21 protein-coding genes, 2 tRNA genes and 1 pseudogene are annotated in these 24,347 nt (G+C 41.4%); 22 read left to right on the forward strand and 2 right to left on the reverse strand.

Features of this window, described 5'->3' with window-relative positions; all coding sequences use genetic code 11:
- Positions 1-175: 175 nt before the first annotated feature.
- The 18 genes and pseudogenes from D8802_RS10100 (at position 176) to D8802_RS00320 (ending at position 17,536) form a co-directional block, all read left to right on the forward strand.
- Positions 176-913, forward strand: a complete 738-nt coding sequence (locus tag D8802_RS10100; protein ID WP_185758170.1) for a DUF6261 family protein — start codon at positions 176-178, stop codon at positions 911-913.
- A 27-nt stretch (positions 914-940) separates the two neighbouring features.
- A pseudogene (locus D8802_RS00235) lies at positions 941-1,756 on the forward strand (aminoglycoside 6-adenylyltransferase).
- A 79-nt stretch (positions 1,757-1,835) separates the two neighbouring features.
- Complete coding sequence (locus D8802_RS00240; RefSeq protein WP_125394333.1) at positions 1,836-2,351, forward strand: GNAT family N-acetyltransferase; 516 nt, start codon at positions 1,836-1,838, stop codon at positions 2,349-2,351.
- A 311-nt stretch (positions 2,352-2,662) separates the two neighbouring features.
- Positions 2,663-5,143, forward strand: coding sequence for a DNA topoisomerase IV subunit A (gene parC, locus D8802_RS00245; protein ID WP_125394334.1), 2,481 nt, complete (start codon positions 2,663-2,665; stop codon positions 5,141-5,143).
- A gap of 114 nt (positions 5,144-5,257) precedes the next feature.
- Positions 5,258-6,295: a branched-chain amino acid aminotransferase gene (locus tag D8802_RS00250; RefSeq protein ID WP_312023255.1), complete on the forward strand. Its 1,038-nt coding sequence runs from the start codon at positions 5,258-5,260 to the stop codon at positions 6,293-6,295.
- 112 nt (positions 6,296-6,407) lie between these two features.
- The gene (locus D8802_RS00260) at positions 6,408-6,638 is read left to right on the forward strand and encodes a DUF2969 domain-containing protein (RefSeq protein ID WP_000037105.1); all 231 of its coding nucleotides are present in this window, start codon (positions 6,408-6,410) and stop codon (positions 6,636-6,638) included.
- A 49-nt stretch (positions 6,639-6,687) separates the two neighbouring features.
- A tRNA-Tyr gene (locus D8802_RS00265) sits at positions 6,688-6,768 on the forward strand.
- Between the two features lie 8 nt (positions 6,769-6,776).
- Positions 6,777-6,848: transfer RNA gene (locus D8802_RS00270), tRNA-Gln, on the forward strand.
- A 161-nt stretch (positions 6,849-7,009) separates the two neighbouring features.
- Entirely contained in the window at positions 7,010-8,212 is a 1,203-nt protein-coding gene (rpsA, locus tag D8802_RS00275; protein WP_001001617.1) for a 30S ribosomal protein S1, read from the forward strand.
- 82 nt (positions 8,213-8,294) lie between these two features.
- Positions 8,295-8,792 (forward strand): GAF domain-containing protein, encoded by a 498-nt coding sequence (locus D8802_RS00280; RefSeq protein ID WP_125394337.1) that lies wholly within the window; start codon positions 8,295-8,297, stop codon positions 8,790-8,792.
- Positions 8,792-10,450, forward strand: coding sequence for a DNA polymerase III subunit gamma/tau (gene dnaX / locus D8802_RS00285; protein ID WP_125394338.1), 1,659 nt, complete (start codon positions 8,792-8,794; stop codon positions 10,448-10,450). The genes D8802_RS00280 and dnaX overlap by 1 nt, the downstream gene beginning before the upstream one ends.
- Positions 10,451-10,477: 27 nt before the next feature.
- Positions 10,478-10,672 (forward strand): DUF3272 family protein, encoded by a 195-nt coding sequence (locus tag D8802_RS00290; protein ID WP_001081605.1) that lies wholly within the window; start codon positions 10,478-10,480, stop codon positions 10,670-10,672.
- A 150-nt stretch (positions 10,673-10,822) separates the two neighbouring features.
- Positions 10,823-11,593, forward strand: coding sequence for a Fe-S cluster assembly ATPase SufC (gene sufC / locus D8802_RS00295; RefSeq protein WP_000114489.1), 771 nt, complete (start codon positions 10,823-10,825; stop codon positions 11,591-11,593).
- 27 nt (positions 11,594-11,620) lie between these two features.
- A complete protein-coding gene (gene sufD, locus D8802_RS00300; protein ID WP_125394339.1) occupies positions 11,621-12,883 on the forward strand; it encodes a Fe-S cluster assembly protein SufD in 1,263 nt (420 codons plus the stop codon).
- A gap of 10 nt (positions 12,884-12,893) precedes the next feature.
- Positions 12,894-14,120, forward strand: coding sequence for a cysteine desulfurase (locus D8802_RS00305; protein ID WP_125394340.1), 1,227 nt, complete (start codon positions 12,894-12,896; stop codon positions 14,118-14,120).
- Positions 14,107-14,547 carry a Fe-S cluster assembly sulfur transfer protein SufU gene (gene sufU / locus D8802_RS00310; protein WP_125394341.1) on the forward strand — a complete coding sequence of 147 codons (441 nt, stop codon included), beginning with the start codon at positions 14,107-14,109 and terminating at the stop codon, positions 14,545-14,547. The genes D8802_RS00305 and sufU overlap by 14 nt, the downstream gene beginning before the upstream one ends.
- A 53-nt stretch (positions 14,548-14,600) precedes the next feature.
- Complete coding sequence (gene sufB, locus D8802_RS00315) at positions 14,601-16,013, forward strand: Fe-S cluster assembly protein SufB (protein ID WP_125394342.1); 1,413 nt, start codon at positions 14,601-14,603, stop codon at positions 16,011-16,013.
- Between the two features lie 125 nt (positions 16,014-16,138).
- The gene (locus D8802_RS00320; protein ID WP_125394343.1) at positions 16,139-17,536 is read left to right on the forward strand and encodes an APC family permease; all 1,398 of its coding nucleotides are present in this window, start codon (positions 16,139-16,141) and stop codon (positions 17,534-17,536) included.
- A 22-nt stretch (positions 17,537-17,558) separates the two neighbouring features.
- Here D8802_RS00320 and D8802_RS00325 read toward each other — a convergent pair whose 3' ends face one another.
- Positions 17,559-18,407: a YitT family protein gene (locus D8802_RS00325; protein ID WP_125394344.1), complete on the reverse strand. Its 849-nt coding sequence runs from the start codon at positions 18,405-18,407 to the stop codon at positions 17,559-17,561.
- A 144-nt stretch (positions 18,408-18,551) separates the two neighbouring features.
- Between D8802_RS00325 and D8802_RS00330 the strand changes: the two genes are divergently transcribed.
- On the forward strand, positions 18,552-19,388 hold the full coding sequence (locus D8802_RS00330) for a DegV family protein (protein ID WP_125394345.1): 837 nt from the start codon (positions 18,552-18,554) through the stop codon (positions 19,386-19,388).
- A 107-nt stretch (positions 19,389-19,495) separates the two neighbouring features.
- Complete coding sequence (locus D8802_RS00335; protein ID WP_001284636.1) at positions 19,496-19,771, forward strand: HU family DNA-binding protein; 276 nt, start codon at positions 19,496-19,498, stop codon at positions 19,769-19,771.
- Positions 19,772-19,902: 131 nt separating this feature from the next.
- On the opposite strand, the gene D8802_RS00340 is transcribed toward D8802_RS00335, so the two are convergent.
- Complete coding sequence (locus D8802_RS00340; RefSeq protein WP_000204720.1) at positions 19,903-20,889, reverse strand: L-lactate dehydrogenase; 987 nt, start codon at positions 20,887-20,889, stop codon at positions 19,903-19,905.
- A gap of 193 nt (positions 20,890-21,082) precedes the next feature.
- Between D8802_RS00340 and gyrA the strand changes: the two genes are divergently transcribed.
- Positions 21,083-23,551 carry a DNA gyrase subunit A gene (gene gyrA / locus D8802_RS00345; protein WP_125394346.1) on the forward strand — a complete coding sequence of 823 codons (2,469 nt, stop codon included), beginning with the start codon at positions 21,083-21,085 and terminating at the stop codon, positions 23,549-23,551.
- A complete protein-coding gene (locus D8802_RS00350; protein ID WP_125394347.1) occupies positions 23,551-24,291 on the forward strand; it encodes a class A sortase in 741 nt (246 codons plus the stop codon). The genes gyrA and D8802_RS00350 overlap by 1 nt, the downstream gene beginning before the upstream one ends.
- Positions 24,292-24,347: the final 56 nt, after the last annotated feature.

A 24,347-nucleotide genomic window follows, 5' to 3' on the forward strand; every position in this document is an offset into this window, starting at 1 on the left:
ACCTTTCTTGGCAAATTCTGTTTGTCCGAAAATCGGACGAGTGTTTTTGGAGTAAAAGACGAACGTTTGTTTTTCGGACGAGCTCTTGCAAGAGTAAAAAACTTTTTCCGAGAATCGGACGAAGTAAAAAGTACATTAAATTAAAAAATAAACAAAAAATTAGGAGATTTTAAAAATGAAAAAAATTTATGGAACTACTAGTTTAGATGTTAAATCATTAGAAAACAACGAATTCTTCCAACTTCTATCTGAGAGCAAGGACGAGTTTGGAATTTTTACAAAAGCCAATAAGTCTGAGCAGGTTTATGTAACGAAACTAGGGGATATGGAGAAACTTCTTGAGACCTTGCAATCTGGTTTGCACCGTTCCAAATCTAGTCAAACGGTGGCTAGTCTGGAAGCGTCTGACCGTGAGCGTGATGATGCGCTTTCTACCTTGACTGGTTTGGTCAAGGCCTTCTCTCGTGTGAAAGAGGCAGGTAGCAAGGAAGCTTACGAAAAACTCAGCAAACTTTTCAAAAATTATGCTGGGCTAACGAGTATGAGCTACGAGAAAGAGACAGAAGCTATTAACCATTTGCTTAAGGAGCTAAAAGATAATGACTACCAAACTGCCCTTTCAATCCTGCATTTGACAACTCATGTAGAAACCTTGACAAAGGCGCAGGCTCAGTTTGAAAAAGCCTATAAGGAGCGCTTGGCTGAGCAAAAAGGCAAGGCACCTAGTCAAAACAAGGAAGTCCGTGCGAAACTGCAAGAAATCTATGACTTCCTTGTGGACTTTACTGCAATCAACGCCTATGCTTATCCAGATAAAAAGCAGTATGCTGATCTCCGTGATCATCTCAACGCTATCCGTAGTCGCTATAAAAAATTAACACCAAAGAAAAGCAAGCAAGAAGCAGATAACTAATATCCGATAAAACGAGAAGGTATTGATATGAGAACAGAGACAGAAATGCTCAATGTAATTTTACAGACTGCCATAACTTTACAAGTCGAGGCTGTCGCTATGTCTGGTTCACGAACTGATACAAGAGCGCCAAAAGATGAGTTTCAAGACTATGATGTAGTCTATGTCGTGGACGACTTAGATAATCTAACGAGTGACCTTGCTTGGTTGGACCCCTTTGGCAACCGTTTGATTGAGCAGCATAATATCCTAGTAAACCGTCGTCTTTATCTTATGCTCTTTGAAGATGGCAATCGGATAGATTTGACCCTCTGCCCCAAAGACCACATTCAAGAGTGGGTGGATAGTGAAGCTGATTATACAGTTTTGAAAGATGAGAAAGGCTTGTTTGACTCCTATACGACAAGTCCAGAGCGTTACTGGACAAGTCCAGCTAGTTAGACAGATTTTGAAAAAGCCTGCAATGAATTTTGGTGGGTTTCTGCCTATGTAGTGAAGGGCATTTGTCGGAATCAGCTCATCTACGCGATCGACCATCTCTACGGTATTTGTCAGCAAGAACTCTTGAAGGTCTTGGCTTGGCAGGTCGCAAGTGACAGGGGAACAGTCGACGTCGGCAAGAACCACAAGTATCTTTTCCATTATTTACCCGCAGAGAAAGAAAAGGAATTCTCAAATCTGCTTGATTTTTCAAGTAGTAACAAAATCACTCAGTCTTTGTTTGCTACGATGCAACTTTTCCACAGAGAAGCTCAGGCTTTCTCTCTCAAGACTGGTTTTCCTTATGATAAAGAAACTGCAGAAAAAATGATTCAGTACGCTAAAGAGAGACTTAGACTCTAAATTTCGCTATGCAACTTTAGGTTCGCTGGTCTCATACACTATTTCAGCTAGCCATTACAAAAGAGAAAGGCAATCAGTCATGAAGCATAACAAACAGTCCATTACACTTCGTGAAGCACGCGAAAATGATAAAGAAATTTTTGTCGAACTGACATCTGCTCTAAGCCGATTCAACAGGCAACACCATGATGAAAAATCAACACACGATGATTATTCGCAGGTTCTTGAAGCTATTAAAAGCCAGGCACTAAAAACATTTGAAAATAGAGATGATGGACGAACACACATTATTTTAGCTGAATATCATCAAGATATTGTAGGTTATGGCTTGGCAAGGGTATATGATGAAGACGCAACTGCAGATAATGGAACAGGTCAAATAGGACTGATTGATGAACTGTTTGTCAGCGCCTCTGTTAGAGGGAAAGGAATTGGGCATATGTTGTTGGACGACTGTATGGAGTGGCTGAAGAGAACTAATATCCAGCGTGTTAAACTTCATGCTTACTCGTGGAATGATAGTGCAAAGTGCATTTATGAGCGCAAGGGATTTAAAGCCTACGCTATTTCCTATGAAAAATGGCTAGAAGAATAGATAACAGTTAGTTATGAGAAACTAAAATCCCTAGACCTTTCATCTTTTCTCTATTTAAAACCTACTCTACATTCTTTGAAAGGAGTTGAACACGCCCTAAATACTGTGTGAAAACTCCGTATTACTCACTGAAGCAATAAATTTTTAACACATTAAACTACAGAAAGGGTCGTTTAGTTATTTCTAGTAACTGAACACGGGACTAATTTCTTAGGAAAAAAGATAAATCGCCTTAGGTTCATCGAACCTTGCATCCATTTCCTATTTTTCTACAGAAATTTTCGGCAAGCCGAATCGTCCCTTTGTATCTTATGTCTAACATTCAAAACATGTCCCTTGAGGACATCATGGGAGAGCGCTTTGGTCGCTACTCCAAATACATTATTCAAGACCGGGCTTTGCCAGATATTCGTGATGGATTAAAGCCGGTTCAACGTCGCATTCTTTATTCGATGAATAAAGATGGCAATACCTTTGACAAGAGCTACCGTAAGTCGGCCAAGTCTGTCGGGAATATCATGGGGAATTTCCACCCACACGGTGATAGTTCTATCTATGATGCCATGGTTCGTATGTCACAGGACTGGAAGAACCGTGAGATTCTAGTTGAAATGCACGGTAATAACGGTTCTATGGACGGGGATCCACCTGCCGCAATGCGTTATACTGAGGCGCGTTTGTCTGAGATTGCTGGTTACCTTCTTCAAGATATCGAGAAAAAGACAGTTCCTTTTGCTTGGAACTTTGACGATACCGAGAAAGAACCAACTGTTCTGCCAGCAGCATTTCCAAACCTCTTGGTCAATGGTTCGACGGGAATCTCGGCTGGATATGCCACAGACATTCCACCGCATAATTTAGCTGAGGTCATTGATGCGACGGTTTACATGATTGACCACCCAACAGCCAAGGTGGACAAACTCATGGAATTCTTGCCTGGGCCAGACTTCCCTACAGGAGCTATCATCCAAGGGCGTGACGAAATAAAGAAGGCTTATGAAACTGGGAAGGGGCGCGTGGTTGTTCGTTCTAAGACGGAGATTGAAAAGCTAAAAGGTGGTAAGGAGCAAATCGTTATCACTGAGATTCCTTATGAAATCAATAAGGCTAATCTAGTCAAGAAAATCGATGATGTCCGTGTCAATAATAAGGTAGCTGGTATTGCTGAGGTTCGTGATGAGTCTGACCGTGACGGTCTTCGTATCGCTATCGAACTCAAGAAAGACGCTAATACGGAGCTCGTACTCAACTATCTCTTCAAATACACCGACCTACAAATCAACTACAACTTTAACATGGTGGCGATTGACAATTTCACGCCTCGTCAGGTCGGAATTGTCCCAATTTTGTCTAGCTACATCGCCCACCGTCGTGAAGTGATTTTGGCACGTTCCCGTTTTGACAAGGAAAAGGCTGAAAAACGCCTCCATATCGTTGAAGGTTTGATTCGCGTCATCTCTATCTTGGACGAAGTCATTGCTCTTATCCGTGCTTCTGAGAACAAGGCTGACGCTAAAGAAAACCTCAAGGTTAGCTATGAGTTTACAGAAGAGCAGGCTGAAGCCATCGTGACCTTACAACTTTACCGTTTGACCAATACAGACGTGGTTGTCTTGCAGGAAGAAGAAGCAGAATTGCGTGAAAAGATTGCCATGCTTGCGGCTATCATCGGTGATGAACGTACCATGTACAATCTCATGAAGAAAGAACTCCGTGAGGTCAAAAAGAAATTTGCGACACCACGTTTGAGTGCTTTGGAAGATACTGCGAAAGCAATCGAGATTGATACAGCTAGTTTGATTGCCGAGGAAGATACCTATGTCAGCGTGACTAAGGCAGGTTATATCAAGCGTACCAGTCCACGTTCCTTTGCGGCATCCACTCTGGAAGAAATTGGCAAGCGTGATGATGATCGTTTGATCTTTGTGCAAACTGCCAAGACAACCCAGCACCTCTTGATGTTCACAACTCTTGGGAATGTAATTTATCGACCAATCCATGAATTGTCAGACATTCGCTGGAAGGACATCGGAGAGCACTTGAGCCAAACGATTACAAACTTTGAAACTAACGAAGAAATCCTTTATGCAGAAGTCGTGGATCAGTTTGATGATGCGACAACTTATTTTGCAGCGACTCGTCTTGGTCAAATCAAACGTGTAGAACGCAAAGAATTCTCTCCATGGCGGACCTACAAGTCGAAGTCTGTCAAGTATGCTAAACTCAAAGACGAGACAGATCAGATTGTAGCAGTGGCTCCGATTAAACTAGATGATGTTCTTTTGATTAGTCAAAACGGTTATGCTCTTCGTTTCAATATCGAAGAGATTCCGGTTGTCGGAGCCAAGGCGGCAGGGGTCAAGGCTATGAACTTGAAAGCAGATGATGCGCTTCAAGCTGCCTTTATCTGTAACACCTCATCCTTCTACCTCTTGACCCAACGTGGTAGCTTGAAACGTGTTTCTATTGAGGAAATTCCAGCAACCAGCCGTGCCAAACGAGGCCTACAAGTCTTGCGTGAGTTGAAAAACAAACCGCACCGTGTCTTCTTAGCAGGAGCAGTTGCAGAGCAAGGTTTCGTTGGTGATCTCTTCAGTACAGAAGTAGAAGAAAACGACCAAACGTTACTTGTCCAATCTAACAAGGGAACAATCTATGAAAGCCGATTGCAAGACCTCAACTTGTCAGAACGTACTAGCAATGGAAGCTTTATATCAGACACCATTTCAGATGAAGAAGTTTTCGATGCTTACCTAAAAGAAGTCTTTAAAGATGATAAAGTGAGTTCATAAAAAAATCAGTCCAGAGGGCTGATTTCTTTATGTTGAAAAAATTTTCAGAAAATTACAAATAATACTTGAAATTTTACTAGAAAAGTGTAGAATAGAACACATAGTTTGAATAGTATAAAGGAGAAACACATGACAGTTGCAATTAATTGGGAAAATCTGGGTTTTGCTTATATGAAATTACCTTATCGTTATATCGCTCACTACAAAAATGGTCAATGGGATCAAGGAGAATTGACAGAGGATGCAACCTTGCATATTTCAGAGTCTTCTCCAAGTCTCCACTATGGACAGCAAGCATTTGAGGGATTGAAAGCTTATCGTACCAAGGACGGCAGTGTTCAATTGTTCCGTCCTGACGAAAATGCTAAGCGTTTGCAACGTACTTGTGACCGTCTTTTGATGCCACAAGTTCCAACAGAAATGTTTGTAGAAGCTTGTAAAGCAGTTGTGCGTGCAAATGAAGAATACGTCCCACCATATGGAACAGGTGGAACCCTTTATCTTCGTCCACTTTTGATTGGTGTTGGGGATATTATTGGGGTTAAACCAGCAGACGAGTATATTTTCACCATCTTTGCTATGCCAGTTGGTAACTATTTTAAAGGTGGTTTAGTCCCAACCAACTTCTTGATTCAGGATGAATACGACCGTGCAGCTCCGAATGGTACAGGTGCGGCCAAGGTAGGTGGAAACTATGCTGCTAGTCTCCTCCCAGGTAAAATGGCCAAGTCACGCCAATTTTCAGATGTTATCTACTTAGACCCATCTACACATACAAAGATTGAAGAAGTCGGTTCAGCTAACTTCTTTGGAATTACAGCTGACAATGAATTTGTAACACCATTGAGTCCATCTATCTTGCCATCTATTACCAAGTACTCTTTGCTTTACTTGGCAGAACACCGCTTGGGCTTGATACCGGTTGAAGGTGATGTTCCGATTGACAATCTGGATTGTTTTGTAGAGGCAGGTGCTTGTGGAACAGCAGCAGTTATTTCCCCAATTGGCGGGGTTCAACATGGCGATGATTTCCATGTTTTTTATAGTGAAACAGAAGTAGGTCCTGTAACACGGAAACTCTATGACGAATTAACTGGTATCCAATTTGGTGATGTTGAAGCACCAGAGGGATGGATTGTCAAAGTGGACTAAATGACACAAAGTAAAGAGAAACTCCATAGCAGTTGTAATAGCTGAAATGGAGTTTTTTCTTGCTAGTTTGAGCATTTTCTTGTACAATAGAAAAAGTGAAAAGAGGTAAAGTATGAGTAAAAAAGATAAGAAAATTGAAATCCAATTAACCGATGCAAAAGTGACTGTTGGCAAAGACAGCTATGAAGGATACGTTTTGACGATCGGGAAAAAGGTCATTGGGGAAATTGCCGAATTAGATAACCAATTTGCCATCATAAAGAATGGAAATGTCGATAGTTTTTATAAAAAACTTGAAAAAGCTGTGGAAATTTTGATTGAAAACTATAATTTGACAAAATAATACTTGTTTTATTGAAAATTTCATGATATAATAGTTCTCGTTAAACATTGGAGAGATAGCGAAGAGGCTAAACGCGGCGGACTGTAAATCCGCTCCTTCGGGTTCGGGGGTTCGAATCCCTCTCTCTCCATTTATCAATGGGGTATAGCCAAGCGGTAAGGCAAGGGACTTTGACTCCCTCATGCGTTGGTTCGAATCCAGCTACCCCAGTTCTTAGGTAATAAATTCAAGATAAAAAGAAAATATCTTAGGGTATTTTATTTTTATAATTGAAAGACGTGAACGATATGAACATGTCTTTGCGGGTGCTTAGGAAAAAAATTATAAGTATGTCAAGTTTGGAAAAACTTGATTGTTGGAGGATTTTTTAGATGAACGAATTTGAAGATTTGCTAAATAGCGTTAGCCAAGTTGAGCCTGGTGATGTTGTTAGTGCTGAAGTATTGACAGTTGATGCGACTCAAGCTAACGTTGCAATCTCTGGGACTGGTGTTGAAGGTGTCTTGACTCTTCGCGAATTGACAAACGATCGCGATGCAGATATCAATGACTTTGTGAAAGTAGGAGAAGTATTGGATGTTCTTGTACTTCGTCAAGTAGTTGGTAAAGATACTGATACAGTTACATACCTTGTATCTAAAAAACGCCTTGAAGCTCGCAAAGCATGGGACAAACTTGTAGGACGCGAAGAAGAAGTTGTTACTGTTAAAGGAACTCGTGCCGTTAAAGGTGGACTTTCAGTAGAATTTGAAGGTGTTCGTGGATTCATCCCAGCTTCAATGTTGGATACTCGTTTCGTACGTAACACTGAGCGTTTCGTAGGTCAAGAGTTTGATGCTAAAATCAAGGAAGTTGATCCTAAAGAAAACCGTTTCATCCTTTCACGTCGTGAAGTTGTTGAAGCAGCTACTGCAGCAGCTCGTGCTGAAGTATTCGGTAAATTGGCTGTTGGTGATGTCGTAACTGGTAAAGTTGCTCGTATCACAAGCTTCGGTGCTTTCATCGACCTTGGTGGTGTTGACGGATTGGTTCACTTGACTGAGTTGTCACACGAACGTAACGTTTCACCTAAATCAGTTGTAACTGTTGGTGAAGAAATCGAAGTGAAGATCCTTGATCTTAACGAAGAAGAAGGACGCGTATCACTTTCACTTAAAGCAACAACACCTGGACCATGGGATGGCGTTGAGCAAAAATTGGCTAAAGGTGATGTAGTAGAAGGAACAGTTAAACGTTTGACTGATTTCGGTGCATTTGTTGAAGTGTTGCCAGGTATCGATGGACTTGTTCACGTATCTCAAATTTCACACAAACGTATCGAAAATCCAAAAGAAGCTCTTACTGTTGGTCAAGAAGTTACTGTTAAAGTCCTTGATGTTAACGCTGATGCAGAACGCGTATCACTTTCTATCAAAGCTCTTGAAGAACGTCCAGCTCAAGAAGAAGGACAAAAAGAAGAAAAACGTGCTGCTCGTCCACGTCGTCCAAAACGTCAAGAAAAACGTGATTTCGAACTTCCAGAAACACAAACAGGATTCTCAATGGCTGACTTGTTCGGTGATATCGAACTTTAATCAAATTGATAATCACAAAATCCTTTGTTTAAAACAAGGGATTTTTCTTTTGTCTCTTTCCCATTTTTGATATAATAGTTCTATGTTAGATTCAGAAAAACAATCACAATATCAATTGTTAAATGAGGAACTCTCTTATTTACTTGAAGGTGAGAGCAATATTCTTGCCAATCTTTCGAATGCTAGTGCCCTCCTAAAATCTCGCTTTCCCAATACTGTATTTGCAGGTTTTTATCTGTTTGATGGTAGCGAGTTGGTTTTAGGACCTTTTCAGGGTGGTGTTTCTTGTATTCGCATTCCGCTTGGGAAGGGCGTGTGTGGGGAAGCTGCTGAATTTCAAGAGACTGTTTTAGTTGGCGATGTGAGTACCTATCCAAACTACATTTCTTGTGATAGTATGGCCAAGAGTGAAATCGTAGTTCCCATGCTCAAGAATGGTCGATTGCTGGGTGTCTTAGACCTAGATTCTTCACTTATTGATGATTACAATGCCATTGACCGTGATTACTTGGAACAATTTGTCGCTATTTTGCTTGAGAAGACAGAATGGGACTTTACGATGTTTGAGGAGAAAGCCTAATGTATCAAGCACTTTATCGAAAATATAGAAGCCAAACTTTTTCACAACTGGTAGGTCAAGAGGTTGTGGCTAAAACCCTAAAACAAGCGGTCGAGCAGGAAAAGATTAGTCATGCCTATCTTTTCTCAGGTCCTCGTGGAACTGGGAAAACCAGTGTAGCCAAGATTTTTGCCAAGGCTATGAACTGTCCGAACCAAGTGGACGGAGAACCGTGTAATAACTGCTATATCTGTCAGGCTGTGACAGAAGGTAGCTTAGAAGATGTTATCGAAATGGATGCAGCTTCGAATAACGGAGTTGATGAAATCCGAGAAATTCGTGATAAATCCACCTATGCTCCTAGTTTGGCACGTTATAAGGTCTACATTATCGACGAGGTTCATATGCTGTCTACAGGAGCTTTTAATGCGCTTTTGAAGACCCTAGAAGAACCAACCCAGAACGTTGTCTTTATCTTGGCGACCACCGAATTGCACAAGATTCCAGCAACCATTTTATCGCGTGTCCAACGTTTTGAGTTTAAATCCATTAAAACGCAAGATATTAAGGAACATATTCATCATATTTTAGAAAAAGAAAATATCAGTTCTGAGCCAGATGCTGTAGAAATCATTGCCAGACGAGCTGAAGGTGGGATGCGGGATGCCTTGTCTATTCTGGATCAAGCTTTGAGCTTGACTCAAGGGAACGAGCTCACGACTGCCATCTCTGAGGAGATTACAGGCACCATTAGTCTATCAGCACTTGATGATTATGTAGCAGCCTTATCCCAGCAGGATGTACCAAAAGCTCTTGATTCTTTGAATCTTTTGTTTGAAAATGGTAAGAGCATGACTCGTTTTGTGACGGATCTCTTGCAGTATTTGCGTGATCTACTGGTTGTTCAGACAGGTGGCGAAAATACTCATCATAGTCCAGTTTTTATGGACAATCTAGCTCTTTCTCAGGAAAGTCTCTTTGAAATGATTCGAATAGCGACTGTGAGTTTGGCGGATATGAAAGCTAGCCTGCAACCTAAGATTTATGCTGAGATGATGACTATTCGTTTAGCTGAGATTAAGCCTGAATCAGTACTTTCAGAAGCTGTCGAAAGTGAAATTTCTGCACTAAGACAGGAAGTCGCTCGTCTTAAACAAGAACTTGCCAATGTGGGCACAGCTCCTAAACAAGTTACGCCTGTTCCTAGCCGTCCAGCCACTTCTAAGACTGTCTATCGAGTAGACCGTAATAAGGTTCAGGCTATCCTACAAGAAGCTGTTGAAAATCCTGAATTGGCACGGCAAAACTTGATTCGCCTCCAGAATGCATGGGGAGAAGTGATTGAAAGCTTAGCTGGTCCAGATAAGGCTCTGCTCGTAGGTTCTCAACCAGTTGCGGCCAACGAACACCATGCTATTTTAGCCTTTGAGTCTAATTTCAATGCTGGTCAAACCATGAAAAGGGACAACCTCAATACCATGTTTGGCAATATTCTCAGCCAAGCAGCTGGGTTTTCCCCTGAGATTCTGGCTATTTCCCTAGAGGAATGGAAAGAGGTTCGAGCAGCATTTTCAGCTAAAAACAAGTCTTCTCAAGCTGAGCAAGAGGTAGAAGAAGAAAGCCTGATTCCAGAAGGATTCGAATTTCTGGCTGATAAAGTCATGGTCGAAGAAGACTAAAAGTGGATTTCATGGTACAATAATCCTATGAATAGACAACAATTTATCATAATAGCATTATTCACGGCTGCTGAGACTTATTTTTTCAATGAATCTTTGATGACTGGTCGCTATGTTATGGCAGCTTTTTGGGCCATTCTACTCTTTCGAAATTTTAGGTTAAGTTACGTGATGGGAAAAATCGTAGACGCTATTGATCAACACTTAAACCGCAAGGATTAGCGCTCAGCTTCTAGACAAAATCAAAGCCTTTTAGGCTTTTTTTTGTTATACTAGTAGAGTATATTTATTGACCTTTTGTCCTATTTTTTAGGGATTGTAAGCAATTTCCTAAAGTATTGAGCAAAATGTTTGAAAAAGAAAGGAACTATCATGTCAGTATTAGAGATCAAAGATCTTCACGTTGAGATTGAAGGAAAAGAAATTTTGAAAGGAGTCAATCTGACTCTAAAAACAGGAGAAATCGCAGCTATCATGGGACCAAATGGTACGGGTAAATCAACTCTTTCAGCCGCTATCATGGGGAACCCTAACTATGAAGTTACCAAAGGTGAAGTCTTGTTTGACGGGGTAAATATCCTTGAATTGGAAGTTGATGAGCGTGCGCGTATGGGACTTTTCCTTGCCATGCAATACCCATCAGAAATTCCAGGAATTACCAACGCTGAATTTCTTCGTGCAGCTATGAATGCTGGTAAAGAAGATGATGAAAAGATCTCCGTTCGTGAGTTTATCACTAAACTAGACGAGAAAATGGAATTGCTCAACATGAAAGAAGAAATGGCAGAGCGTTACCTCAACGAAGGTTTCTCAGGTGGTGAGAAAAAACGTAATGAAATTCTTCAACTCTTGATGTTGGAACCAACTTTCGCCCTTTTAGATGAGATTGACTCAGGTCTTGATATTGACGCACTTAAAGTCGTATCGAAAGGTGTGAATGCCATGCGTGGTGAAGGCTTTGGTGCTATGATTATTACTCACTACCAACGTCTTTTGAACTACATCACACCAGACGTGGTACACGTGATGATGGAAGGTCGTGTTGTCCTTTCTGGTGGTCCAGAATTGGCTGCGCGTTTGGAACGTGAAGGATACGCAAAACTAGCTGAAGAACTTGGCTACGACTACAAGGAAGAATTGTAATTTCCTCGTATCTTTTAGGAGAAGTAAATGACTAAAGAAACTATTAAACTTTTTTCAGAAATGCATGCTGAACCAAGCTGGTTAGCTGACCTCCGTCAAAAAGCTTTTGATAAGATTGAGAGTTTGGGATTACCAGTTATTGAGCGTGTCAAATTCCACCGCTGGAATCTGGGGGATGGAACCATCACAGAAAGTGAACCTTCAGCAAATGTTCCAGACTTCACGGCTCTAGATAACCACTTGAAGTTGGTGCAAGTAGGAACGCAAACTGTTTTTGAGCAAACTCCAGTTGAGTTAGCTGAACAAGGAGTAGTCTTTACAGACTTCCACTCAGCTTTAGAAGAAATTCCAGAGCTTATCGAGGAATTCTTCATGTCATCAGTTAAGTATGATGACGACAAGTTGGCAGCCTACCATACAGCTTACTTTAACAGTGGTGCTGTTCTCTACATTCCTGATAATGTTGAGATTACAGAACCAATTGAAGGTATTTTCTACCAAGACAGCGATAGCGATGTGCCATTTAACAAGCATATCCTCATTATTGCTGGTAAAAACAGCAAGATTAGTTACCTTGAACGTTTAGAGTCACGAGGTGGAGGTAGTGTAAAAGCAACTGCCAATATTACTGTAGAAGTGATTGCTCGTTCTGGTGCGCAAGTGAAATTTGCTGCTATTGACCGTTTAGGTGAAAATGTCACTGCCTACATTAGCCGTCGTGGTAAACTTGGCAACGATGCAAGCATTGACTGGGCAATCGGTGTCATGAACGAAGGAAATGTCGTTGCGGACTTTGATAGTGACTTGATTGGAAATGGTAGCCATGCTGATCTTAAGGTTGTCGCCTTATCAAGTGGCCGTCAGATTCAAGGGATTGATACTCGAGTGACTAACTACGGATGTAACTCAATCGGAAATATCCTCCAACATGGGGTTATTCTTGAAAAAGCAACTTTGACTTTCAACGGTATTGGCCACATTATCAAGGGTGCTAAGGGAGCAGATGCGCAACAAGAGAGCCGTGTTCTCATGCTTTCAGACCAAGCACGTTCAGATGCCAACCCAATTCTTTTGATTGATGAAAATGACGTAACTGCAGGTCACGCGGCTTCTATCGGGCAGGTGGATCCAGAAGATATGTACTACCTCATGAGCCGTGGTTTGGATAAGGCGACAGCTGAGCGTTTGGTTGTTCGTGGTTTCCTTGGCTCCGTAATTGTTGAGATTCCAGTCAAAGAAGTTCGTGATGAAATGATTGCAACGATCGAAGAAAAATTGTCAAAACGCTAAGGGGAAGCCTATGTTAGATGTAGAAGCGATTCGCAAGGATTTTCCAATTTTAGACCAGATTGTCAACGATGAACCGCTGGTCTATCTGGACAATGCTGCGACGACACAAAAACCACTAGCAGTTCTGGAGACGATTAACCACTACTATAAGCAGGACAATGCCAATGTTCACCGTGGGGTTCATACTTTGGCAGAGCGTGCGACAGCTTCTTATGAAGCTGCTCGTGAAACCATTCGTAAGTTTATCAATGCAAGCTCTACAAAGGAAGTACTTTTTACCAGAGGAACGACAACCAGCCTTAACTGGGTGGCACGCTTCGCTGAGGAAATTCTGACTGAAGGAGATCAAGTCTTGATTTCTGTCATGGAACACCATTCCAATATCATTCCTTGGCAGGAGGCCTGTCGCAAAACTGGAGCAGAGCTTGTCTATGTTTATCTCAAGAACGGTGCCTTGGATATGGATGACTTGCGAGCTAAATTGACTGATAAAGTCAAGTTTGTCTCCCTAGCTCACGCCTCCAATGTTCTTGGTGTAGTCAATCCGATCAAAGAAATCACGCAATTAGTCCACCAAGTTGGAGCTATCATGGTGGTGGATGGTGCTCAGTCTACGCCTCATATGAAGATTGATGTCCAGGACTTGGATGTGGACTTCTTTGCCTTTTCGGGTCACAAAATGGCTGGACCAACCGGTATGGGTGTTCTTTATGGCAAAGCAAAGTATCTTGAGCAAATGTCACCAGTTGAATTTGGTGGCGAGATGATTGATTTTGTCTATGAGCAATCTGCTAGTTGGAAGGAATTGCCTTGGAAATTTGAGGCTGGAACGCCTAATATGGCAGGGGCTATTGGACTTGCTGCAGCAGTGGATTATCTAGAAAACATCGGTATGGATGCCATTGAAGCCCATGAACAGGAATTAATCTCATACGTATTTCCAAAATTGCAGGCAATCGATGGTTTGACCATTTACGGTTCACAGGATTTGGCTCAACGTTCAGGTGTCATTGCCTTTAACCTAGGCGATCTTCATCCCCATGACCTAGCTACAGCACTGGATTATGAAGGGGTAGCAGTTCGTGCAGGTCACCACTGTGCGCAACCCTTGCTCCAGTATTTGGAAGTCCCAGCAACAGCTCGTGCAAGTTTTTATATCTACAATACTAAGGCAGATTGTGACAAACTAGTCGATGCTCTACAAAAGACAAAGGAGTTTTTCAATGGCACTTTCTAAACTAGATAGCCTATATATGGCAGTGGTAGCAGACCATTCGAAAAATCCACATCACCAAGGGAAACTGGAAGATGCTGAGCAAATCAGCCTCAATAATCCAACCTGTGGGGATGTCATCAACCTATCTGTCAAGTTTAATGAAGAAGACCGCTTGGAAGATATTGCTTTTCTAAATTCAGGTTGTACCATCTCAACTGCCTCTGCTAGTATGATGACAGATGCTGTTTTAGGGAAGACCAAGCAAGAAATTCTAGAACTTGCAACCATCTTTTCTGAAATGGTTCAAGGTCAAAAGGATGACCGCCAAGACCAACTCGGGGATGGAGCCTTCTTGTCAGGTGTTGCTAAATTCCCTCAACGAATCAAGTGTGCAACTCTAGCTTGGAATGCACTTAAGAAAACAATTGAAGATCAAGAAAACAAGTAAGACAAGTTGCTTTTGTCTTATAAATCATTAGAAATGAAGAAAGAAAGGATATTATGGCTGAAGAAAGAGTAGAACCAAAACCAATTGACCTTGGTGAATATAAATTTGGTTTCCATGACGATGTAGAGCCTGTCCTATCGACAGGAAAAGGATTGAACGAAGAAGTCATTCGTGAATTATCCGCTGCTAAGGCTGAGCCTGAGTGGATGTTAGAATTCCGTTTGAAGTCTTATGAAACCTTCAAAAAAATGCCTATGCAAACATGGGGAGCAGACTTGTCAGAGATTGACTTTGATGATTTGATCTACTACCAAAAACCATCTGACAAACCAGCCCGTTCTTGGGATGATGTACCTGAAAAGATTAAAGAAACCTTTGAACGTATCGGTATTCCAGAAGCTGAACGTGCTTATCTAGCAGGAGCTTCTGCCCAGTACGAGTCAGAAGTGGTTTACCATAACATGAAAGAAGAATTTGAGAAGTTAGGTATTATCTTTACAGATACGGATTCTGCCCTCAAGGAATACCCAGACTTGTTTAAACAATACTTTGCGAAGTTGGTACCGCCGACTGATAACAAGTTGGCCGCCCTCAACTCGGCAGTATGGTCTGGTGGAACTTTTATCTACGTACCAAAAGGTGTCAAGGTTGATATTCCGCTTCAAACCTACTTCCGTATCAACAACGAAAATACAGGTCAGTTCGAACGTACCTTGATTATCGTTGACGAGGGAGCAAGTGTCCACTACGTAGAAGGATGTACAGCACCAACTTATTCAAGCAATAGCTTGCACGCTGCCATCGTAGAAATCTTTGCCTTGGACGGAGCTTATATGCGTTATACAACTATCCAAAACTGGTCTGATAATGTCTATAACTTGGTAACAAAACGTGCCAAAGCTTTGAAAGATGCGACTGTTGAGTGGATTGATGGTAACTTGGGTGCCAAAACAACTATGAAATACCCATCTGTTTACCTAGATGGAGAAGGAGCGCGTGGTACCATGCTCTCTATCGCTTTTGCCAATGCTGGGCAACACCAAGATACGGGTGCTAAGATGATTCACAACGCTCCACATACAAGCTCGTCTATCGTGTCTAAATCCATCGCTAAAGGCGGAGGAAAGGTGGACTACCGTGGACAAGTAACCTTTAACAAGAACTCTAAGAAATCTGTTTCTCACATCGAGTGTGATACTATTATCATGGATGACTTGTCAGCGTCAGATACCATTCCATTCAATGAAATCCACAACTCGCAAGTTGCTTTGGAACACGAAGCCAAGGTATCTAAGATTTCTGAAGAACAATTGTATTACCTCATGAGCCGCGGATTGTCAGAATCTGAAGCAACCGAGATGATTGTCATGGGATTTGTAGAGCCCTTCACAAAAGAACTTCCAATGGAATACGCAGTTGAGCTGAATCGCTTGATTAGCTATGAAATGGAAGGGTCTGTTGGGTAAGAATATGCAAAATCTGAGCAGGAATCCTTCCTGTTCAGATTTTTTTCAAAAAAGAATCTAATAAATATTCACAAAAGTGCTTCTATATGGTAAAATAAAACAATTACATTTAGTGGAGATGAAGTATGAATATTTTTAGAACCAAGGATGTTAGTCTGAGACAGACAGAGATGCATCGCCATTTGAAATTATGGGATTTGATTCTATTAGGAATCGGTGCTATGGTAGGGACGGGGATTTTCACCATTACAGGAACAGCGGCAGCTACACTAGCTGGTCCATCACTAGTGGTTTCCATCGTGATTTCTGCCCTATGTGTTTCTTTATCAGCGCTCTTTTTTGCAGAATTTGCCTCGCGTGTGCCTGCAACTGGTGGCGCTTATAGTTATCTCTATGCGATTTTAGGAGAATTGCCAGCCTGGATTGCTGGCTGGTTGACCATCATGGAATTCATGACGGCTGTTTCAGGTGTGGCGTCTGGCTGGGCAGCTTACTTTAAGGGATTGCTCAGTAATTATGGCATCTCCATGCCCCAAGCCTTGAATGGCATCTTTAACCCTGAACAAGGCACCTATGTAGATCTTCTGCCTATTTTAGTACTTACCTTGGTAACAGGATTGGTTTTATTAAATTCTAAGGCAGCCTTGCGCTTTAATTCGCTTTTAGTAGTCTTGAAATTCTCTGCTCTCGCCCTGTTTATCCTAGTTGGTATTTGGTACATTAAACCTGAAAATTGGTCAAATTTTGCTCCCTTTGGCTTTGGTCAACTATATGGTGGAAGTACTGGAATAATGGCGGGTGCATCTTTGATGTTCTTTGGATTTCTCGGATTTGAGTCTATTTCCATGGCAGTTGATGAAATTCAAAGCCCGCAAAAAAATATTCCCCGCGGAATCGTGCTTTCTCTGACAATCGTCACCATTCTCTATGCCTTGGTAACAATAGTATTGACTGGAATTGTTCACTATAGCAAACTCAATGTGGACGATGCAGTGGCCTTTTCATTGCGTAGTATCGGAATTGGCTGGGCAGCCAACTATGTTTCACTGGTAGCCATTCTAACCCTGATAACCGTATGTATTTCCATGACCTACGCTCTGTCTCGGATGATTTATAGTTTAGCACGTGATGGACTTTTACCTCAAAGCTTCAAACAATTAAGCAAGACCAGTCGCGTTCCTAAAAATGCGACCATCTTAACAGGAGTTGCTTCAGCCATTGCAGCAGGAGTCTTTCCGCTAGCCAGTATCGCTGCCTTTTTAAATATCTGTACGCTAGCTTATCTCATTTTACTTGCCTACGGTATTATCAAGCTTAGAAAGGATAAGGGCATGCCAAAAGAAGGAGAATTCAAAACTCCTTTAGTGCCGCTTTTGCCAATCCTTTCCATTCTTATCTGTCTTTCCTTTATGCTTCAGTATACCAAGGAAACATGGATTGCCTTTGGACTTGCTTTGTTGGTTGGACTAGTGATTTACTTTACTTATGGCTATCGTCACTCTACACTTTCTGAAGAAGAATAAAAGCTGGGAATTCCCAGCTTTTTTAATCTTTTACATAAGTAAATCCTTCACCAAGAATTTCATGGGCCTCTGTGATGGTGATAAAGGCTTGAGGATCGATTTGGTGAATCATATCCTTCATTTTAACGATTTCGTTCCGACCGACGATACAGTAGATAATTTTTAAATCCTTTTTGCTGTAGTAGCCTTGACCAGATATAAAGGTAACGCCACGTCCGAGTTCATCGTTAATCTTTTTGGCTAACTGATCAGGATATTGGGTAATAATCATAAATCCTTTACCAGCATAACCTCCTTCACCGATCAGGTCAATAACACGAGCGATGATAAAGTCAAATAAGAGAGTATAAGTCACTAGGCGCAAATCTTGGAAGATAATCAAAATCAACATTAGAATAATGAAATCAAGCGAGAAAAGCAATTTTCCAATTGAAATATTGGTGTATTTGTTGAGGATACGGGCAACAATATCAGAACCACCAGTAGTCCCACCAGCATTAAAAATGACTCCTAAACCGACTCCCAGTAAAACACCAGAAACTAGCGAAACGATAATGAGATCCCCTTGTAGGTCAAACTGTAAAGGAATTTTTTCAAAGACAGCAAGCCAGACAGAAAGGGAGATAGTTCCCAAGAGACTGGTGTAGAGAGTTTTAGGACCAAATATTTTCCAGGCTAGGATAAATAAAGGAATATTGATCAAGAGGTTCATCAGTGAGACTGGAATTTTAAAGAGGTAGAAGGTAATGAGTGTAATACCTGTCGCACCACCCTCAAATAGATGATAGGGAACTACAAAGTAGGTGAGACCAAAGGCATAAATAGCTGCCCCTAGTATGATAGTGATAATAGGCTGAACTTTTCGAATCATGATTCTCCCTCGCTTTTTCTATAGATAGATTATACCAAATTTTCAAGCGTTTTAATTGGATCTCTTATGATTTTTTAACAATTTTTTGATATAATAAAGGTGATAAATCCCTATCTTATTGAGAAGAATAGAAAGATTGAAGATATGACACAAGTAAAAATTGTAACGGATTCCTCTGTTACTATTGAACCAGAAGTGGTTAAAGAATTAAATATCACCGTTGTCCCTTTATCTGTGATGATTGATGGTATCCTTTATTCTGATGCAGATTTGAAAGAGGGGGAATTCCTTCATCTCATGCAAGAGAGTAAAAACCTACCCAAAACCAGTCAGCCTCCAGTGGGAGTATTTGCTGAAGTTTTTGAAGAGCTAGGTAAAGATGGTAGCCAGATTCTCGCTATTCACATGTCCCATGCACTATCTGGTACTGTTGAAGCTGCTCGCCAAGGAGCAAGCCTCTCTAGCGCTGATGTGACCGTTATTGATAGTTCTTTTACAGACCAGGCGATGAAGTTTCAAGTTGTTGAAGCTGCTAAACTTGCTCAAGAAGGAAAAGATTTAGAAACTATCTTGGCACGTGTGGAAGATGTGAAAAATCATACTGAACTTTATATCGGTGTTTCGACTTTGGAAAATTTAGTCAAAGGTGGTCGTATTGGGCGTGTGACAGGCTTGATCGGTTCTCTGTTAAATATTCGTGTCGTCATGCAAATGAAGGAGCATGAACTGCAACCTATTGTAAAGGGGCGCGGTGCTAAGACATTTAAAAAATGGCTTGACGAGTTGGCCGAGACCCTTTCTCATAAATCGGTTGCAGAGATTGGAATTTCCTACGCTGGTACCAATGAATGGGCCAATGAGATGAAGAATGTTTTACAAACTTATGTCGAAAAACCAATCTCAGTATTGGAAACAGGCTCTATTATTCAGACCCATACAGGCGAAAATGCGTGGGCTATCTTAGTTCGATATCATTCCTAAAAAAATAGAGAAAAATCGTTAGAAATAGCGTTTTTGACTTGACCTGTGGGCGATTTTAGGATATGATTATATTTGTTAATTAGAAATTATTTGGAGGAATTATTAACATGGCAAACAAACAAGATTTGATCGCTAAAGTAGCAGAAGCTACAGAATTGACTAAGAAAGATTCAGCAGCAGCAGTTGACGCTGTATTCGCAGCAGTAACTGAATACCTTGCAGCTGGTGAAAAAGTTCAATTGATCGGTTTCGGTAACTTTGAAGTTCGTGAGCGTGCTGCACGTAAAGGTCGCAACCCACAAACTGGTAAAGAAATCAAAATCGCAGCTTCTAAAGTTCCAGCATTCAAAGCTGGTAAAGCTCTTAAAGACGCTGTTAAATAATGAATTTAGAAAAAGCCTATTGTATCAAGCTTCATTGCTTGGTCAATAGGCTTTTTTTGTTTATTTGAAAAGTTGAGTTATGATTCTGTGCAAAAAGAAAAAGGTTCCCATGTATGAGAACCTTTTTTTCATTAGTTTTTAGAAGCTGCTTGGAATTCAGGGTTTTTCCATGCTTCATCAATGATAGCTTGCAATTCTTTAGCAGATGCTTGCATTTTTTGAGTTTCAGCGTCATTCAATGGGATGTTTACTGGACGAACGATACCGTGTGCACCAACAACAGCTGGTTGACCGATAAAGACGTTTTCAACTCCGTATTGACCCTCTTGGAAGACTGAAAGTGGAAGTACTGCATTTTCGTCATCAAGGATTGCTTTTGTGATACGAGCAAGGGCTACTGCGATACCGTAGTATGTAGCTCCTTTTTTGTTAATGATTGTGTAGGCAGCGTCACGAACACCTTCGAACAATTCAATCAATTCAGCTTCTTGAACGTTTTGAGTATCTTTAAGGAATTCTTCAAGGTTTACACCAGCGATGTTGGCATGTGACCAAACCGCAAACTCAGAATCTCCGTGTTCACCCATGATGTAGGCGTGAACGGAACGAGCATCAACATCCAATTTTTCAGCAAGTGCTTGACGGAAACGTGCTGAGTCAAGTGAAGTACCTGAACCGATAACACGTTCTTTAGGGAATCCAGAGAATTTCCAAGTTGAGTAAGTCAAAACGTCAACTGGGTTAGCTGCAACAAGGAAGATACCATCGAAACCTGATTCAACAACTTGTGTTACGATTGATTTGTTGATAGCCAAGTTTTTACCTACAAGGTCAAGGCGAGTTTCACCTGGTTTTTGAGGAGCACCTGCAGTGATAACAACAAGGTCAGCGTCTGCACAGTCAGAGTATTGAGCAGCGTAGATTTTTTTAGGTGAAGTGAAGGCAAGGGCGTGGCTAAGGTCAAGCGCATCACCAACAGCTTTTTCGTGTAATTGTGGAATTTCGATAATTCCAAGCTCTTGTGCAATTCCTTGGTTAACAAGCGCGAAAGCATAAGATGAACCTACGGCACCGTCACCGACAAGGATCACTTTTTTATGTTGTTTAGTAGAAGTCATTTTCTAAACATCTCCTTCATTTTTTTTAGGGAATTCCCCAGACACTTTCATTCTATCACTTTTAAAAAGCTTTGTCACGGATATGCCCTCTTGTTCTTGATGTAAACGTTTTAGCGATTGCCAAAGACTGAAATGGCCTACAATTTATGGTATAATATATCTAGTTACTAATAGTGAAATGAGGCATTTATTAATGCAGGATAAAAACTTAGTGAATGTTAATCTGACAAAGGAGATGAAGACCAGCTTTATCGACTACGCCATGAGTGTTATCGTAGCGCGTGCTCTTCCTGATGTTCGAGACGGTTTAAAGCCTGTTCACCGTCGTATTCTTTACGGAATGAATGAACTAGGTGTTACTCCAGACAAACCCCATAAAAAGTCAGCCCGTATTACAGGGGATGTTATGGGTAAATATCACCCCCACGGAGATTCCTCAATTTATGAAGCCATGGTCCGCATGGCCCAGTGGTGGAGCTATCGTTACATGCTTGTCGACGGGCATGGAAACTTTGGTTCTATGGACGGAGATGGTGCCGCTGCGCAGCGTTACACCGAGGCACGTATGAGCAAGATTGCTCTGGAAATGCTTCGTGATATCAATAAAAATACGGTTGATTTTGTAGACAACTACGATGCCAATGAACGTGAACCCTTAGTTTTGCCAGCTCGTTTTCCAAACCTTTTGGTCAATGGGGCAACTGGGATTGCTGTTGGGATGGCTACCAACATTCCTCCTCACAACCTGGGTGAAACCATTGATGCGGTGAAGTTGGTTATGGACAATCCTGAAGTGACGACTAAGGACTTGATGGAAGTCTTACCTGGTCCAGATTTTCCAACTGGTGCCCTTGTTATGGGGAAATCAGGTATTCATAAGGCCTATGAGACTGGTAAAGGTTCCATCGTACTTCGTTCTCGTACAGAGATTGAAACTACTAAGACGGGTCGTGAGCGCATCGTGGTAACGGAATTTCCTTACATGGTCAATAAAACCAAGGTCCATGAGCATATTGTTCGCTTGGTTCAGGAAAAACGTCTTGAGGGCATTACAGCCGTACGTGATGAGTCCAACCGTGAAGGGGTTCGCTTTGTGATAGAGGTCAAGCGCGACGCGTCTGCCAATGTTATCCTTAACAACCTCTTCAAGATGACCCAGATGCAAACCAATTTTGGTTTCAACATGTTGGCGATTCAAAATGGTGTGCCAAAAATCTTGTCCCTTCGTCAAATCTTGGATGCTTATATCGAGCACCAAAAAGAAGTGGTTGTTCGCCGTACTCGTTTTGACAAGGAAAAAGCAGAAGCGCGTGCGCACATCTTAGAAGGTCTTTTAATCGCGCTAGACCATATCGACGAAGTGATTCGTATTATCCGTGCTAGTGAAACGGATGCGGAAGCCCAATCCGAATTGATGAGCAAGTTCAAACTTTCTGAACGTCAAAGTCAGGCTATCCTTGATATGCGTCTTCGTCGTTTGACAGGATTGGAACGAGATAAGATTCAGTCAGAGTATGATGAATTGATTGCCTTGATTGCAGATTTGGCTGATATTCTTGCCAAGCCTGAGCGCGTGGCTCAAATCATCAAAGAGGAGCTAGACGAAGTCAAACGCAAGTTTAGTGACAAACGTCGTACCGAGTTGATGGTCGGAGAGGTCTTGACCCTTGAAGATGAAGATTTGATTGAAGAGACAGATGTCTTGATTACCCTATCTAACAAGGGCTACATCAAACGTCTGGACCAAGGTGAGTTCACTGCTCAAAAACGTGGTGGTCGTGGAGTCCAAGGTACGGGAGTTAAGGATGATGACTTTGTGCGTGAATTGGTTTCAACCAGCACACATGATCATTTGCTCTTCTTTACCAATAAAGGACGCGTCTATCGCCTTAAAGGTTATGAAATCCCAGAATATGGTCGTACAGCCAAAGGATTGCCAGTTGTCAATCTTTTGAAGTTGGACGAGGGTGAGAGTATTCAGACCATTATCAACGTTGAGTCTGAACGTAGTGATGATGCCTATCTCTTCTTCACAACTCGTCACGGTGTTGTGAAGAGAACCAGTGTCAAAGAATTTGCCAATATTCGTCAAAATGGACTTAAAGCCTTGAATCTCAAAGATGAAGATGAATTGATTAATGTTCTATTGACAGAAGAAGACACGGATATTATCATCGGTACCAAGTTTGGTTATGCTGTTCGTTTTAATCAGTCAGCTGTTCGTGGCATGAGCCGTATCGCGACAGGTGTCCGAGGAGTCAATCTTCGTGAGGGTGACACAGTAGTTGGTGCTAGCGTGATTACAAACCAGGACGAAGTCCTTATCATCACTGAAAAAGGTTATGGTAAGCGTACCCTTGCTACTGAATATCCAACTAAAGGACGTGGTGGTAAAGGGATGAAAACAGCCAATGTTGCTGAGAAAAATGGTCCTCTTGCAGGTCTCCTCACTGTTAAGGGGGATGAAGACCTGATGATTATCACAGATACAGGTGTCATGATCCGTACAAATGTTGCCAATATTTCACAAACAGGACGCTCAACTATGGGAGTGAAGGTGATGCGTCTAGACCAGAATGCTAAGATTGTGACCTTCACAACGGTTGCCGCAGCAGAAAAAGAAGAGGTAGCAACAGAAGAGAAAACAGAGGGTGAAGCATAATGTCCCACAGAAAAATAAAGAAGAATAACCGTAAAAATATACTAATCAATATTTTAGCTGGATTTTTAATTCTTCTATCCCTTGCCTTGATTTTTAATGCTCAAATTCGTGACCTCTTTATGGTTTGGAATACCAATAAATACCAAGTCAGTCAGGTGACTAAGGAAAAGATTGAGGAAAATAAAGAGACAGAAGGAAATTTCGATTTTGATTCTGTCAAATCCATTTCATCGGAAGCGGTGTTAGCTGCCCAGTGGGATTCTCAGCAACTTCCAGTTATCGGAGGGATTGCCATTCCTGAAGTAGAAATCAACCTACCTATTTTTAAAGGTTTAGATAATGTAAACTTGTTCTACGGGGCAGGGACCATGAAAGCAAACCAAAAAATGGGGGAAGGCAACTATTCTCTCGCTAGTCACCATATCTTTACTGCTGAAAATGCTAGCCAGATGCTCTTTTCACCTTTGGTCAATGCCAAGGAGGGAATGAAAATCTATCTGACTGATAAGGATAAGGTATACACCTATGAGATTCGTGAGGTGAAGCACGTAACGCCTGATCGCGTTGATGAAATTGAAGACCGTGATGGTATCAAAGAAATCACATTGGTGACCTGTGTCGACTATGATGCGACAGAGCGAATCATTGTTAAAGGAGATTTTAAAGAAGTTAAAGCATATTCGGAAACATCTGATGATATCTTAAGTGCCTTTAATAAACCATATAAACAACGTTATTAACCTCAAAAACCAGTGAATTGTATTTTTCACTGGTTTTTGTCAAATAGAACCGTCGG

Source organism: Streptococcus oralis (genome assembly GCF_003943395.1).
In the GTDB taxonomy this organism is placed as follows: Bacteria; Bacillota; Bacilli; order Lactobacillales; family Streptococcaceae; genus Streptococcus; species Streptococcus oralis_BF.